Origin of the sequence: Pseudomonas sp. FW305-28 (assembly GCF_017351395.1) — a bacterium.
In the GTDB taxonomy this organism is placed as follows: domain Bacteria; phylum Pseudomonadota; class Gammaproteobacteria; order Pseudomonadales; family Pseudomonadaceae; genus Aquipseudomonas; species Aquipseudomonas fluorescens_AA.
Genome location: NZ_JACNDD010000040.1, coordinates 1 through 13,700, shown reverse-complemented (window position 1 = coordinate 13,700; position 13,700 = coordinate 1). Strand labels below are relative to the sequence as shown.

Here is a 13,700-nt window from a genome sequence, read left to right as displayed (position 1 = left end):
TCGTGCCTGCGACACGTCGCCCTTGACGACCGATTGGGTTCTGGTGTTTCCTGAAACCGGTTTCAGAGCCACTAATAAATCCAATAAGCAGGTTTCAATCCGTGACTTCTTTCTCCGCCGCCCAGCGCAACCGCGTGACCATGCTCGACGTCGCCGAACGCGCCGGGGTCTCCAAAGCCAGTGTCTCGCGTTTCATTGGCGAAGACCGGGCCCTGCTCTCCGAGGCCATCGCCCGGCGCATCGAGCAGGCCATCAGCGAGCTGGGCTACCGGCCGAACCAGATGGCCCGCGGCCTCAAGCGCGGGCGCACACGCCTGATCGGCATGCTGGTGGCCGATATCCGCAACCCTTATTCGATTGCCGTAATGCATGGCGTGGAAACCGCCTGTCGTCGCCATGGCTATAGCCTGGTGGTGTGCAACACCGACCGCGACGACGAGCAGGAACGCCAGCACCTGGCGCTGCTGCGCGCCTACAACATCGAAGGGCTGATCGTGAACACCTTGGGTCACCACCGTGACGAACTGTTCGAACTGCGCAGCGAAATGCCCCTGGTCCTGGTGGATCGCAAGGTCGATCGGCTCGACAGCGACCTGGTCGGGCTGGACAACCCGGCGGCCATCGAAATGGCCCTCGATCACCTCGAACAACGGGGCTACCGCGATCTGTTGCTGGTGACAGAACCGTTCGACGGCACCAGTTCGCGAATCGAGCGGGTCGAGAGTTTCAAGGCTGGTATCCAACGGCGGCCTGCCCTGGCCGGCACCGTGGTGGAAACCTCTGATCAGTTGACCACGCGTATCAAGGCCTTTCTTGCCCAGCCTGGCCATGGCCCCAAGGCGTTGTTCTGCGCCAATGGCATTGCCGCCCTGGCCGCCACGACGGTGTTGCGCGAGCTGGGTTGCCGCTTGTTCGACGACGTGGGCCTGATCGCCCTCGATGACTTGGATTGGTACCCCTTGGTGGGCAGCGGCATCACGGCCCTGGCCCAACCGACAGCGCAGATCGGCGCCAGCGCGTTCGAATGCCTGCTCAAGCGCTTGCGCGGTGACAACGGGCCGGTGCGGACCCTGGATTTTGCGGCGCGGTTGATTGAGCGTGGGTCGACGCTTGGGAATGGTCGGTGATGGTGAGGGCCCTATCGCGAGCAAGCTCGCTCCCACACGGGATCTGTGGCGCACTGAAGATCCCTGTGGGAGCGAGCTTGCTCGCGATGAGGCCCTAAAACACACCCCCTTTTTTTTGAATAAAACTGAAACCGGTTTCAGAGGTACAACAACAATGCACAACCCACCCGTCTCCATCAGTCTTTCCAGCTACGGCGCCGACCTGGTGCGGCAGCATGGCCAAGGCCGCTTCATCGATCTGTTGGCCGCCGCCGGTGCCTCGCGCATCGAATGGCGCGAAGAATTGCTCACCACCGAACAGCCCGCTGAACTGGCCGCCGCTGCCCGGGCCCAGGGGCTGCAGAGTATTTTTTCGTCGCCCCTGGAACTGTGGCTCGCCGGCCAGTCCAGGCCCAACCCAGCCCTGGCGCTGGCCCTGCAACGCGGCGAGGCGTTCGGTTCGACCTGGCTGAAAGTCTCCCTCGGGCATTTCACCGACTCCAATGACTTGTCGGCACTGGCCCAGGTGCTCGCCGCCAGCCCGGTGCAACTGCTGGTGGAAAACGACCAGACCTTGCAGGGCGGGCGAATCGAACCGCTGCAACGATTCTTCACCGCAGTGGAGCACCAGGCGCTGCCCGTCGCCATGACCTTCGACATTGGCAACTGGCAATGGCAGGACCAATCGGCCGCCGTGGCCGCCCGCCAGCTCGGACGCTATGTGGCGTATGTGCACTGCAAGGCCGTGGCCCGGCGCGCCGACGGCAAACTCGTCGCCGTGCCTCCGGCCATGACCGACCTGCACGAGTGGGAACAACTGCTCAAGCACATGCCCGCCCGCGTGATGCGCGCCGCCGAATACCCGCTGCAAGACGATGACCTGCTGCAATTGACCGCCCACCATGTCGCCACCCTGTCCCGCCTCGGGCAATCGCGCCAGGAGCCTGCCCATGTCTGAATTCGATGTGTTGTCGTTCGGCGAAACCATGGCCATGCTGGTGGCGGATCAGCGCGGTGACCTGGCCAGCGTCGACCAGTTTCACAAGCGCATTGCGGGGGCCGACAGCAACGTGGCCATCGGTCTGTCACGGCTGGGCTTCAAGGTCGCGTGGCTGAGCCGGGTCGGCGCCGACTCCCTGGGGCGCTTCGTGACGCAGACCCTGGAAAACGAGGGCCTGGATTGTCGCCACGTGGCGGTCGACCCGGAGCACCCCACCGGCTTCCAGTTCAAGTCCCTTACCGTCGATGGCAGCGACCCGCAAGTCGAGTATTTCCGGCGCAGCTCGGCGGCCAGTCATCTGTCGATCGGCTCCATCGCGCCAGCGCTGCTTGACGCCCGTCACGTGCACGCCACCGGCATCGTCCCGGCGCTGTCGGGCACGGCCCGCGAGATGTCCTTTGAATTGATGAGCCGTATGCGCGCGGCCGGCCGCAGCCTGTCGTTCGACCCCAACCTGAGGCCAAGCCTTTGGGGCAGCGAGTCGACGATGATCACTGCAATCAATCGCCTCGCCGCCCTCGCCCACTGGGTCTTGCCGGGACTCGGCGAAGGCCGGCTGCTGACCGGCTTCGACGACCCGGCCGACATCGCCGCGTTCTACCTGGACCAAGGTGTCGAACTCGTCGTGATCAAGCTCGGCGCGGACGGCGCCTATTACCGCACAGCGCTGGACCAGGGCGTCATCCCCGGCGTGCCGGTGGCCCAAGTGGTGGACACCGTGGGCGCCGGTGATGGCTTCGCCGTGGGCCTGATCAGCGCATTGCTCGAAGGCCGGGCCATCACCGAGGCCGTGCAGCGCGCCAACTGGATTGGCAGCCGCGCGGTGCAGAGCCGTGGAGACATGGAGGGATTACCGACTCGCATTGAGTTGTTGGCTGAATTTGAAACCGCCGATCGCGAGCAAGCTCGCTCCCACATGGCATCGAGTTAACCCCCTGTGGGAGCGAGCTTGCTCGCGATAGAAGCCACCGCCAAAAACACCTGCTGCAAACAAAAACAACAAGCTCAGGAGTCAACGACATGCAAACGCTCAACCTCGCCACCCGCCGCTGGTGGTACATCATGCCCATCGTCTTCATCACCTACAGCCTGGCCTACCTCGACCGGGCCAACTATGGATTTGCCGCCGCCTCGGGCATGGCCAAGGACCTGATGATCACCCCAGGGCTTTCGTCGCTGCTGGGCGCCCTGTTTTTCCTCGGCTACTTTTTCTTCCAGGTCCCGGGGGCGATCTACGCGCAAAAGCACAGCGTGAAGAAGCTGATCTTCGTCAGCCTGATCCTCTGGGGTTCGCTGGCTACCCTGACGGGCGTGGTCTCCAATGCCTACTGGCTGATTGTGATCCGCTTCATGCTCGGGGTGGTCGAGGCCGCGGTGATGCCGGCAATGCTGGTGTACCTGTGCCACTGGTTCACCCGGGCCGAACGCTCGCGCGCCAATACCTTCCTGATCCTCGGCAACCCGGTGACCATGCTGTGGATGTCCGTGGTCTCGGGTTACCTGGTGCAGCGATTCGACTGGCGCTGGATGTTCATCATCGAGGGCCTGCCGGCGGTACTCTGGGCCTTTGTCTGGTGGCGCCTGGCCGATGATCGCCCGGCCCAGGCCAAGTGGCTCAGCGACCAGGAAAAACATGATCTGGAAAGTGCCTTGGCGGCCGAACAGGTCGGCATCAAGGCGGTGAAGAACTACGCCGAAGCCTTCCGCTCTCCCAAGGTGATCATCCTGGCGTTGCAGTTTTTCTGCTGGAGCATCGGCGTCTACGGGTTTGTGCTGTGGTTGCCGTCGATCCTCAAGGCCGGCCTGCAGATGAACATGGTCGAGGCCGGGTGGCTGTCGTCCTTGCCGTACCTGGCGGCGGTGATCGGCATGCTGGTGGTGTCCTGGGCGTCGGACAAGGCGCAGAAGCGCAAGCGTTTTGTCTGGCCGCCGCTGCTGATCGCCTCCATCGCGTTCTACGCCTCCTACCTGCTGGGGGCCGAGCACTTCTGGTGGTCCTATGGCTTGCTGGTGGTCGCCGGCGCTTGCATGTATGCGCCCTACGGTCCGTTCTTCGCCATCGTTCCGGAGATCCTCCCGGCCAATGTCGCCGGCGGCGCCATGGCGTTGATCAACAGCATGGGCGCGTTGGGTTCGTTCGGCGGTTCGTACCTGGTGGGCTACCTCAACGGCACCACCGGCTCCCCTGGCATGTCCTTCCTGCTGATGAGCGGCGCCTTGCTGCTGTCGGTCGTGCTGACCCTCGCCCTCAAGCCCGGCGCCAGCGACCGGACCGTCTCCCACTCCGCGACGCCGAGCCCGGCGCCCGCCCGTTCCTGAATCGAGACCCCTCCCATGAAAAAGCACGTGGTGTTGTACAAAGCGCTGTCACCTCAATTGATGGCTCGCCTGCAAGCCCAGGCCCAAGTCACGCTCATCGAACGCCTCGATGCCCAGGGCCTGGCACAACTGCGCGACGCCCTGCCCACGGCCCACGGCCTGCTGGGCGCCAGCCTCAAGCTGGATGCGGCGCTGCTGGACCTGGCGCCGAACCTGCAAGCCATCGCCAGCGTCTCGGTGGGGGTCGATAACTACGACATCGACTACCTGACTGAACGTCGGATCCTGCTGACCAATACCCCGGACGTGCTCACCGAAACCACCGCGGACACCGGTTTCGCCCTGATCCTGGCAACCGCCCGGCGCGTGGTGGAACTGGCCAATCTGGTGCGCAGCGGCGGCTGGCAACAGAGCATCGGCCCCCGGCATTTCGGCACCGACGTCCATGGCAAGACCCTGGGCATCATCGGCATGGGGCGCATCGGCGAAGCCTTGGCCCAGCGCGGGCACTTCGGCTTCGGCATGCCGGTGCTCTACCACAGCCATTCGCCCAAGCCCGCGGTCGAGCAACGTTTCGGTGCGCGTTACTGCAGTCTCGAAACATTGTTGCAGCAGGCGGACTTCGTTTGCCTGACCTTGCCCTTGACGGCTGAAACCCAAGGGCTGATCGATGCGCAGGCGTTTGCCCGAATGCGTCCCGAGACCCTCTTCATCAATATCTCCCGAGGCAAAGTGGTGGACGAAGTGGCACTGATCGACGCCCTGCGCAACAAACAGATCCGTGGCGCGGGACTGGACGTCTTCGAGCGCGAACCCTTGAATGCCGATTCGCCGCTGTTGCAGATGGACAACGTGGTAGCGACACCGCACATGGGCTCGGCCACCCACGAGACCCGGGAAGCGATGGCGCGCTGTGCGGTGGACAATCTGCTGGCGGCATTGGCGGGGGAGCGACCGGAGAACCTGGTGAATTTGGGGGTGTGGGAAGGCTGAGCTATTCACCGCTAATCCCTGTGGGAGCTGAGCTTGCTCGCGATAGCGGTGGGTCGGCTACATTGAAGTTGAATGTACCGTCGTCATCGCGAGCAAGCTCGGCTCCCACAATGGATTCGTGGTGTTCCTTGCTCCTGCGTCCACCGCCAATCCCCTGTGGGAGCTGAGCTTGCTCGCGATGGCGGTGGGTCAGGCTCCATCTATGTTGGATATTGCGCCGCCATCGCGAGCAGCTCGGCTCCCACAGGTTCTGCGGCTTGCCCAGGATTTAAGGAATGCCACAAGGGCTATGTCGGCTGACGGGTTTCGATGTTGTCCAGTGCACGGTTCGCCAGCAGGCTGCCCAGTTCGATCAGTTGCTGAATGCCCAGGAGGAAATGCCGGCGTGAACCGTCCAGGTCGAAAGCCAGATCATTGACCATGGCATTGGCCGAAGCCAGGGTTTCGCTGAGGTTGGCAAGCAGGCTTTCGGTGTCGATGTCTTTGTTGACGGTGAAGAGTTGGCCGGGAGCAGGTTCTGCTTCGGATTTGTCCGGCTTGGGGTTCAGGTAATGGTCGAGGACTCGGTCGGTGACTTCGTCGTGTTTCTGGGACTTGGTTTTTGGACGCGGTGACGTTGGATCGGTGTTCGGTGGGTTCGGGGTTACTTTGAACATGAATGAATCTCCAAATCAGAAAAAGGAGACCATCAACCTCGCTACCAAACGAAGGTGGCGGCCATACGCGGGTTGGTAGACCGGTGACTTGGAGAACCGGCGCGTCCGAAGACGCCCTGCGCATGACCGCCATAAAACAGATACCAAAAAGGCCTCTGTTACAGGGGCTGTGCGACAAGTCAAAAGCCGGGCTACCAAACCCGATCGCTGATTCATCAGCGACCCGGAAACGATAGAACCTGCCTCCCAAGCGCACAAGCCGGCGAATTCTGGCGCAGTTGTAGGCAACGGCGCAAGACAACGTAGCCTGTTCCAGAGCACTCCTACATCCCGATAAACACCCCTTCACTTTGTGAGTGCTTCGCACTGGAGCGCCAGCCCGGTCAAGCGGGAGCAAGCTCCCTCCCACGGGGTAAGTGCGCCTGTCCGGGTGGGATTCATGGCAAGCAAACCCACCTCACAATCTTTCCAAGCCGATCACAATTCACACGGCCAATCAAAATCCCGTTAGTCGCCACCCCCCGCCATGCATTAAAGTAACGCCCCCAGCCCCGGCGTTATCCGAACGCCTGGGGCCACCCTTTCCAGGAACAGTCACCGATGGAACATCGTGAAGCGCTGCTTGCGCTGCGAACCTTTCTTTCAACGCAGATTCTCGGCCAGGAAAAACTCATCGAGCGTCTGCTCATCGCTTTGCTCGCCGACGGTCATATGCTGGTGGAAGGCGCGCCTGGGCTGGCCAAGACCAAGGCCATCAAAGAGCTGGCCGAGGGCATCGAAGCGCAGTTCCATCGTATCCAGTTCACCCCTGACCTGCTGCCCGCGGACATTACCGGCACGGAAATCTACCGGCCGGAAACCGGCAGTTTCGTGTTCCAGCAAGGGCCGATTTTCCATAACCTGGTGTTGGCGGACGAAATCAACCGCGCCCCGGCCAAGGTCCAGTCGGCCCTGCTCGAAGCCATGGCCGAGCGCCAGGTCAGCGTCGGGCGCAGCACGTATGAACTGTCGCCGCTGTTCCTGGTGATGGCCACGCAGAACCCGATCGAGCAGGAAGGCACCTACCCGCTGCCCGAAGCCCAGCTCGACCGGTTCCTGATGCACGTCAAGATCGGTTTTCCCGATGCCGCCGTGGAACGCCGCATCCTGCAGCAGGCCCGGGGTGAAGCGCTGAACGGCGAGACCAAGCCCGAGCGCCGCGTGAGCCAGCAGGCGATCTTCTCCGCACGCAAGGAAATCCTCGGGTTGTACATGGCCGACGCCGTGGAGGAGTACCTGGTGCAACTGATCATGGCCACCCGCAACCCGGCCAAGTTCGATCCGGAAATGGCCGAATGGATCGCCTACGGTGCCAGTCCGCGGGGTTCCATCGCCCTTGACCGCTGCGCCCGTGCCCATGCCTGGCTGGCCGGGCGCGACTTTGTCAGCCCGGAAGATATCCAGGCCGTGCTGTTCGACGTGCTGCGCCATCGCATCATCCTGTCGTTCGAAGCCGAGGCCGCCGGCATCGACCAGGACCGGGTCGTGCAGCGAATTCTCGACGTCGTCGCTGTCGCTTGAGCATGAGTCATGAATAACCCCCTGGCGCCCGCACCGGGCATCCGCGTCAGCCTTTCGGAGCTGATCGAGATGCGCCATCGAGTGCGCGAGGTGCAACTGTTCTCGACACCGGGCCAGCGCAGCCCGCTGATCGGCCTGCACCACTCCAAGCTGCGCGGGCGCGGGGTGGATTTCGACCAGGTGCGGGTCTACCAGGCCGGCGACGACGTGCGCACCATTGACTGGCGCGTCACCGCCCGGACCCAGGAGCCCCACACCAAGCTGTTCCACGAAGAGCGGGAACGGCCGATCTTCATCATGATCGAGCAAAGCCACCGGCTGTTCTTCGGCTCGGGGCTGATGTTCAAGTCGGTACTCGCCGCCCAGGCCGCCAGCCTGATCGGCTGGGCCGCGCTGGGGCACAACGACCGGGTTGGCGGCCTGGTGTTCGGTAACAACACCCATTACGAAGTCAAGCCACGGCGCAGCAAACAGAGCCTGTTGCAATTGCTCAACCGGCTGGTGCGGGTCAATCAGTCACTGCACACCGAGGGCGAGCCGGACCGCGACTCGTTCGGCATTGCCCTGCGTCGGGCCCGGGAAGTGCTGCGGCCCGGCAGCCTGGTGATCGTGATTTGCGACGAGCGTGCGTTGTCCGACAGCGCCGAACAACAACTGAGCCTGCTGTCGCGTCATTGCGACCTGTTGCTGCTGCCGCTGTCGGACCCGCTCGATCACGCCTTGCCCGCCGCCGGTTTGCTGCGTTTCGCCCAGCGTGGCGCGCAGTTGGAGCTCGACACCCTGAATTTCGAACTGCGCCAGGCCTATCGCGCCCAGGCCGAGGCACGCCAGGCGCGTTGGGAATTGCTGGCGCAAAAGCTGCGAATCCTGATGATGCCCCTGAGTACCCAGGGCGACATGGTCGAGCAGCTACGCGAATACCTGAACCCCAAGCGGGCCGGGAAAAGCCGATGAGCAGCCTCGATCAATTGCAGCCGCTGATGGCGCCACCGCCCATTGGCTTCTGGCCGCCCGCACCGGGCTGGTGGTTGCTACTGCTGATGTTGCCGTTGCTGGGCCTGGGGCTGTGGCAATTGCGCCGGTTCATTCCCGCCAAGCGTACCGCCGACCGCAGCGAGCAACCCCTGGACCCGGTGCGCCTGGCCGCCCTGGCCGAACTCGCCCGGCTGCCCAAGCCCTACGACGGCGCGCCGGCCGGTGCCTGGTTGCAGCAACTCAACGGGCTGCTCAAGCGCCTGTGTCGCAACCACTACCCCTACAGCCAGAGCCACACCCTCAACGGGCGCAAATGGCTGGCCTTCCTGGACAACCGTTGCCCGGCCGCTGGCTTGACGCGCTGGATGGTGCTGGTGGAAGGCGCCTACAAGCCCGAATGCAAGCTCGATGACAAAGCCATCGCCGGCCTGACCCAGGCGGTCGAAATCTGGATTCGCAAACATGTTTGAATTCGCCTGGCCGTGGGTGTTCGCCCTGTTGCCGCTGCCCTGGCTGATGCGCCTGGTGCTGCCGGCGGCCGACAGCGGCGAGCCGGCGCTCAAGGTCAGCTTCCTCGGCGACCTGGAAGGCCTGGTGGGCCGTCGGGCCCGGGCCAATCTGCCGACCTGGCGGCAACAGGCGCCCTTTATCCTGATCTGGCTGCTGTTGCTGATCGCCGCTGCACGACCGCAGTGGCTGGGGGAACCGCTGCCCATTGCCGCCAGCGGTCGCGACCTGCTGGTGGCGGTGGACGTCTCGGGCTCCATGGACTTTCCCGACATGCAGTGGAAGGACGAAGACGTCAGTCGCCTCGCGCTGGTCCAGCACATGCTCGGGGATTTTCTCGAAGGCCGCGAAGGAGACCGGGTCGGCCTGATCCTGTTCGGCAGCCAGGCCTACTTGCAGGCACCGCTGACCTTCGACCGCCGCACCGTGCGTCGTTGGCTCGACGAGGCGCGCATCGGCATCGCCGGCAAGAATACCGCCATCGGCGACGCCATCGGCCTGGCCCTCAAGCGCCTGCGCCAGCGTCCGGCCCACAGTCGCGTACTGATCCTGGTCACCGACGGCGCCAACAACGGCGGCGAAATAGACCCGCTGACCGCCGCGCGGTTGGCCGCCGACGAAGGCGTGAAAATCTATCCGATCGGCATTGGTGCCGACCCGGAACAAAGTGGCACGGCGGGCTTCCTCGGCGTCAACCCGAGCCTGGACCTCGACGAGCCGACCCTCAAGGACATTGCCCAGGTCACGGGCGGTCGCTATTTTCGCGCCCAGGATGGCGAGCAATTGCTGGCGATCAAGACCACCCTCGACCAGCTCGAACCGGTGACCCAGCAACCGACCCAGGCACGCCCTGCCCTGGCGCTGTATCACTGGCCCCTGGCCGCTGCGCTGCTGTTGAGCATATTGCTGGTGGCCCGGGCGCGCTGGCCGGACAATCCACTGCAACGTCTGTTCAACCAGCCGCTGTTCCAACCGTCCCAACACACCGAGTGGCGCCAGCGGCTCAAGCGCCTGCGCTTGCGGAGGCGTCGATGATCGCCCTCTGGCCGCACTGGCTGCGCCCCTGGTTCGTGTTGCTGCTGCCGTTGCTGGGCTGGTTGCTTTGGCAACTGTGGCACCGGCAGAAACGGGTGGGCCGCTGGCAGATGATCCTGCCGCCGGCCTTTCATGCGGTACTGCTCAGTGGCGGCAGTGGTCGGGAAAGCCGGCTGCCGTGGATTGCCCTGGGCCTGGGCTGGCTGTTGATCGTGCTGGCGTTGCTGGGGCCAAGCTGGGCGCGGGTCGAACAGACCAGCCAGAAACCCGCCGATCCGCTGATAGTGATACTGGAACTGACCCCGGAAATGCTCGCCACCGATGTCCCGCCCACGCGCCTGGAACAGGCCCGGCGCAAGGTGCTGGACCTGTTGCAGAACCGTAGCGATGCCCAGACCGCGATCATCGTCTATGCCGGCAGCGCCCACACGCTGGTGCCGCTGTCCGACGATCTGGCCACCAGCACCAACCTGCTCGAAGCCCTCGCGCCGTCGATCATGCCCCAAAGCGGCCATCGCGCCGACCTGGCTGTTCATAAAGCCATGGCCCTGCTGGACCAGGGTGAACTCGGCCACGGTCGGATCCTGCTGATCGGTTCGTCGTTGAACGAGCAGGAACGTGAAGGCATCCGCCAGGTCCTGGACGGTTCCGCCACACAATGGCTGATGCTGGGCATCGGTACCCGCGAAGGCGCACCGGTGGCCCAGGAAGATGGCAGCTACCTCAAGGATGCCCAGGGTTCGATCCTGGTACCGCGCCTGGACAGCCCGGGCCTCAAGGCCTTCGCCAACGAGCTGGACGGCCGCTACCGACCGGCGCGGCTGGACGACAGCGACCTGCGCGGCCTGGGTCTGCTGGACGGTCCTCGCCATCTGCGCAGCGACGGCCAGACATTGCGCCTGGACACCTGGGCCGACCAGGGTTATTGGCTGCTCCTGCCCTTGTTGCTGCTGGCCGCTTGCGCCGGGCGTCGAGGCTGGCTGTTCTGCCTGCCGCTGCTGTTCATGTTGCCGCAAACCGGCCACGCTTTCGAATTCCAGGACCTGTGGTTGCGCCCCGACCAGCAGGGCCAGCACTTGCTCAAGCAAAAGCGCCCCGCCGAAGCCGCCGCCCACTTCGAAGACAGCCAATGGCAAGGCGTCGCCCTGTACGAAGCCGGCCAATACAGCGAAGCCGCCCGGCGCTTCGCCGAAGGCAACGACGCCCGTGCCCACTACAATCGCGGCAACGCCCTGGCTCGCAGCGGTGAGCTGGAAGCCGCACTGGACGCCTATGAACAAGCCCTGGAATTGCAACCCGACCTGCGCCCGGCCCAGACCAACAAGGCCCTGGTGCAGAGCCTGTTGAACGAACAGGCACCACCGACACCAGAGCCCAAGCCCGCCGAACGCGAGGAACCGGGCCAGGGCGAGCAAACGCCGGATAGCACTTCGACCAGTCAATCTTCAGAAGAGGGCCAACCCTCCACCGAGGCCACCGCGACACCGGACGAATCCCAGCCGCCACGGACCGCGCAAGCGCCCACCGCCCAGGATGTGCCGGGCAGCGAGCTGCCCGACGAGCAGACCACCACGCCGCCGCTGCGTCCCGCCGCCGGCCAGCGCAATGAAGAAGAACAACGCCAGGCCATGGAACAATGGCTGCGCCAGATCCCGGACAATCCCGGCGAGCTGCTCAGGCGTAAATTCTGGTATGAACAGCAAAGCCATCAGGCCCAGGGAAAAACCCCATGACCCGCTTCACCGCCTACCTCCTCGTCTTGCTGCTCTGGGCCTCTGGAACCCAGGCTGCACAGCTGACGGCCAGTGTGGACCGCAGCCGCCTGAACTCAGGGGAAACGGTGGAGCTGACCCTGGAATCCAACGACGCCACGCTGTTCGGCAAACCCGACCTGGGCCCGCTCCAGGCCTTGTTCGATGTGCGCGGCACCCGTCAGGTCAACCAGTTGACGACCCTCGACGGCGAGAACCGCGCCACCACCCGCTGGATCGTCACCCTGCTGCCGCGCCAGAGCGGCACCGTGATCATTCCCCCGCTGCAACTGGGTGAAGTGACCAGCCAGCCGATCACCTTGCAAGTCATCGAAAGCGAAACCCGCAATGCGTCCGGGACCCTGGCACCGGTGTTCATCGAGGCCAGCCTCGACCAGACCCAGGTGTATGTGCAGGCCCAGGCAATCCTGACATTGCGCATCTACCATTCGGTGTCGCTGTACGACGACAGCAGCCTGACGCCACTGCACATCCCCGATGCCCGCACCGAACAACTGGGCGAATCGCGCACCTATGAAAAGGTCATCAACGATGTGCGCCACGGCGTGATCGAGCTGCGTTATGGCATCTACCCGCAACGTAGCGGTGAGCTGACGATCCCGGCCCAGACCTTCAGCGCCACCCTGGTCGAACCGGTGGCCCAGGACGCAGCCCCTTCGGGCCCCAAGCCCGGCCAATTGATGCGGGTAAGCTCCGAGCTCCTGCAACTGAGCGTCAAGCCCAAGCCCGCCAGCTACCCGGCCGACGTGCCTTGGTTGCCGGCACGCAGCCTGTCCTTGAGCGAGAGTTGGAGCCCGGAACCGACCCACAGCCAGGTGGGCGACTCCTTGACCCGCAGCCTGACCCTGGAAGCCGAAGGCCTGGCCAGCGCCCAATTACCACCGCTGCCGGCCACCGAGATCAACGGCCTGCGACGTTATCCGGACCAGCCGGTACTCAGCAGCCGCAGCAGTGAACGCGGGCTGGTGGGCAGCCGCGAAGACCGCGAGGCGCTGGTGCCCAACCGCAGCGGCACCATCGAGCTGCCACCGGTGGAGGTGGTCTGGTGGAACACCCTGGAAGATCACCTGGACCGCACCAGCCTCCCGGCGCGGACCCTGCAGGTGGCGAACAATCCGAGCCTGATGGTGGATACGCCCGCCGGCACGGCGCAGATCGTGACGACGGTCGACAGCGAGACCCTGTGGTATTGGCAACTGAGCAGCCTGATCCTGGCCTGCACGACGCTGCTCGGCTTTGGCTTGTGGTGGCGCGCCCGCTGGCAGCCGGCCATCCTGCGCTCGACCCAGGCCGGACCGAGCCCGCGCACCCTGCTGGACGACCTCAAGCGCACCTGCCTGGCCAACGACCCCCACGCCACCCGCCAGGCCCTGGACGCCTGGGCCCGCCAGCAACCGGAAACCCTGGCCGACATGGCGGCGCGTTTCGTGCCGCTGTCCGACGCCCTGGACGGCCTCAACGGCGCGCTCTACAGCGAGACCGGCCAGCATTGGCAAGGCGAAGACCTGTGGCGCGCGATCCGCACCATCCCGCCCACCGAAGGGGCGCTGGATGCGGCCGGTGATTCGGGATTGCCACCGCTTTACCCCAAATAACCCACGCCTTGTCTTGCAGCTTTTGCAGCTTTTGCAGCTTTTGCAGCTTTTGCAGCTTTTGCAGCTTTTGCAGCTTTTGCAGCTTTTGCAGCTTTTGCAGCTTTTGCAGCTTTTGTGGCTTTTGTGGCTTTTGTGGCTTTTGTGGCTTTTGTGGCTTTTGTGGCTTTTGTGGCGAGGGAGCT

13 protein-coding genes are annotated in these 13,700 nt (G+C 64.2%); 11 read left to right on the top strand and 2 right to left on the bottom strand.

The window, feature by feature from the left end; translation table 11 throughout:
• The first annotated feature begins 101 nt into the window (after positions 1 to 101).
• From J4E53_RS11740 to J4E53_RS11720, 5 genes are all read left to right on the top strand, one after another.
• A complete protein-coding gene (locus J4E53_RS11740) occupies positions 102 to 1,127 on the top strand; it encodes a LacI family DNA-binding transcriptional regulator (RefSeq protein ID WP_103309757.1) in 1,026 nt (341 codons plus the stop codon).
• A gap of 154 nt (positions 1,128 to 1,281) precedes the next feature.
• Complete coding sequence (locus J4E53_RS11735; protein ID WP_103309759.1) at positions 1,282 to 2,064, top strand: TIM barrel protein; 783 nt, start codon at positions 1,282 to 1,284, stop codon at positions 2,062 to 2,064.
• The gene (locus J4E53_RS11730; protein ID WP_103309761.1) at positions 2,057 to 3,037 is read left to right on the top strand and encodes a sugar kinase; all 981 of its coding nucleotides are present in this window, start codon (positions 2,057 to 2,059) and stop codon (positions 3,035 to 3,037) included. Before J4E53_RS11735 ends, J4E53_RS11730 begins: the two co-directional genes overlap by 8 nt.
• 89 nt (positions 3,038 to 3,126) lie before the next feature.
• Positions 3,127 to 4,425 carry an MFS transporter gene (locus tag J4E53_RS11725; protein ID WP_060742004.1) on the top strand — a complete coding sequence of 433 codons (1,299 nt, stop codon included), beginning with the start codon at positions 3,127 to 3,129 and terminating at the stop codon, positions 4,423 to 4,425.
• Positions 4,426 to 4,440: 15 nt separating this feature from the next.
• On the top strand, positions 4,441 to 5,418 hold the full coding sequence (locus J4E53_RS11720) for a D-glycerate dehydrogenase (protein ID WP_207268142.1): 978 nt from the start codon (positions 4,441 to 4,443) through the stop codon (positions 5,416 to 5,418).
• Positions 5,419 to 5,705: 287 nt separating this feature from the next.
• Here the strand turns inward: J4E53_RS11720 and J4E53_RS11715 are convergent, their stop codons facing one another.
• The gene (locus tag J4E53_RS11715) at positions 5,706 to 6,074 is read right to left on the bottom strand and encodes a DUF6124 family protein (protein ID WP_060742002.1); all 369 of its coding nucleotides are present in this window, start codon (positions 6,072 to 6,074) and stop codon (positions 5,706 to 5,708) included.
• Positions 6,075 to 6,674: 600 nt separating this feature from the next.
• Here J4E53_RS11715 and J4E53_RS11710 point away from each other — a divergent pair.
• From J4E53_RS11710 to J4E53_RS11685, 6 genes are read left to right on the top strand one after another with little or no spacing between them, the layout of a single operon-like run.
• A complete protein-coding gene (locus J4E53_RS11710) occupies positions 6,675 to 7,634 on the top strand; it encodes a MoxR family ATPase (RefSeq protein WP_039589986.1) in 960 nt (319 codons plus the stop codon).
• A 9-nt stretch (positions 7,635 to 7,643) separates the two neighbouring features.
• Positions 7,644 to 8,588, top strand: coding sequence for a DUF58 domain-containing protein (locus tag J4E53_RS11705; RefSeq protein ID WP_060742001.1), 945 nt, complete (start codon positions 7,644 to 7,646; stop codon positions 8,586 to 8,588).
• Positions 8,585 to 9,079, top strand: a complete 495-nt coding sequence (locus J4E53_RS11700) for a DUF4381 domain-containing protein (protein ID WP_060742000.1) — start codon at positions 8,585 to 8,587, stop codon at positions 9,077 to 9,079. The genes J4E53_RS11705 and J4E53_RS11700 overlap by 4 nt, the downstream gene beginning before the upstream one ends.
• The gene (locus J4E53_RS11695; RefSeq protein ID WP_103309765.1) at positions 9,072 to 10,151 is read left to right on the top strand and encodes a VWA domain-containing protein; all 1,080 of its coding nucleotides are present in this window, start codon (positions 9,072 to 9,074) and stop codon (positions 10,149 to 10,151) included. The genes J4E53_RS11700 and J4E53_RS11695 overlap by 8 nt, the downstream gene beginning before the upstream one ends.
• Positions 10,148 to 11,884, top strand: a complete 1,737-nt coding sequence (locus tag J4E53_RS11690; protein ID WP_103309767.1) for a tetratricopeptide repeat protein — start codon at positions 10,148 to 10,150, stop codon at positions 11,882 to 11,884. Before J4E53_RS11695 ends, J4E53_RS11690 begins: the two co-directional genes overlap by 4 nt.
• The gene (locus J4E53_RS11685) at positions 11,881 to 13,518 is read left to right on the top strand and encodes a BatD family protein (protein WP_060741997.1); all 1,638 of its coding nucleotides are present in this window, start codon (positions 11,881 to 11,883) and stop codon (positions 13,516 to 13,518) included. Before J4E53_RS11690 ends, J4E53_RS11685 begins: the two co-directional genes overlap by 4 nt.
• On the opposite strand, the gene J4E53_RS11680 is transcribed toward J4E53_RS11685, so the two are convergent.
• Positions 13,506 to 13,700, bottom strand: a 195-nt coding sequence (locus J4E53_RS11680) for a hypothetical protein (RefSeq protein ID WP_207268141.1), incomplete at its 5' end; no start/stop codon positions are given. The two genes, J4E53_RS11685 and J4E53_RS11680, sit on opposite strands and share 13 nt — an antisense overlap.

Bases quoted from the DNA above. Each gene is read 5' to 3' on its own strand.
- J4E53_RS11685 (WP_060741997.1), top strand. From the start codon at position 11,881: ATGACCCGCTTCACCGCCTACCTCCTCGTCTTGCTGCTCTGGGCCTCT.
- J4E53_RS11725 (WP_060742004.1), top strand. From the start codon at position 3,127: ATGCAAACGCTCAACCTCGCCACCCGCCGCTGGTGGTACATCATGCCC.
- J4E53_RS11705 (WP_060742001.1), top strand. From the start codon at position 7,644: ATGAATAACCCCCTGGCGCCCGCACCGGGCATCCGCGTCAGCCTTTCG.
- J4E53_RS11730 (WP_103309761.1), top strand. From the start codon at position 2,057: ATGTCTGAATTCGATGTGTTGTCGTTCGGCGAAACCATGGCCATGCTG.
- J4E53_RS11735 (WP_103309759.1), top strand. From the start codon at position 1,282: ATGCACAACCCACCCGTCTCCATCAGTCTTTCCAGCTACGGCGCCGAC.
- J4E53_RS11720 (WP_207268142.1), top strand. From the start codon at position 4,441: ATGAAAAAGCACGTGGTGTTGTACAAAGCGCTGTCACCTCAATTGATG.
- J4E53_RS11690 (WP_103309767.1), top strand. From the start codon at position 10,148: ATGATCGCCCTCTGGCCGCACTGGCTGCGCCCCTGGTTCGTGTTGCTG.
- J4E53_RS11695 (WP_103309765.1), top strand. From the start codon at position 9,072: ATGTTTGAATTCGCCTGGCCGTGGGTGTTCGCCCTGTTGCCGCTGCCC.
- J4E53_RS11700 (WP_060742000.1), top strand. From the start codon at position 8,585: ATGAGCAGCCTCGATCAATTGCAGCCGCTGATGGCGCCACCGCCCATT.
- J4E53_RS11715 (WP_060742002.1), bottom strand. From the start codon at position 6,074: ATGTTCAAAGTAACCCCGAACCCACCGAACACCGATCCAACGTCACCG.
- J4E53_RS11710 (WP_039589986.1), top strand. From the start codon at position 6,675: ATGGAACATCGTGAAGCGCTGCTTGCGCTGCGAACCTTTCTTTCAACG.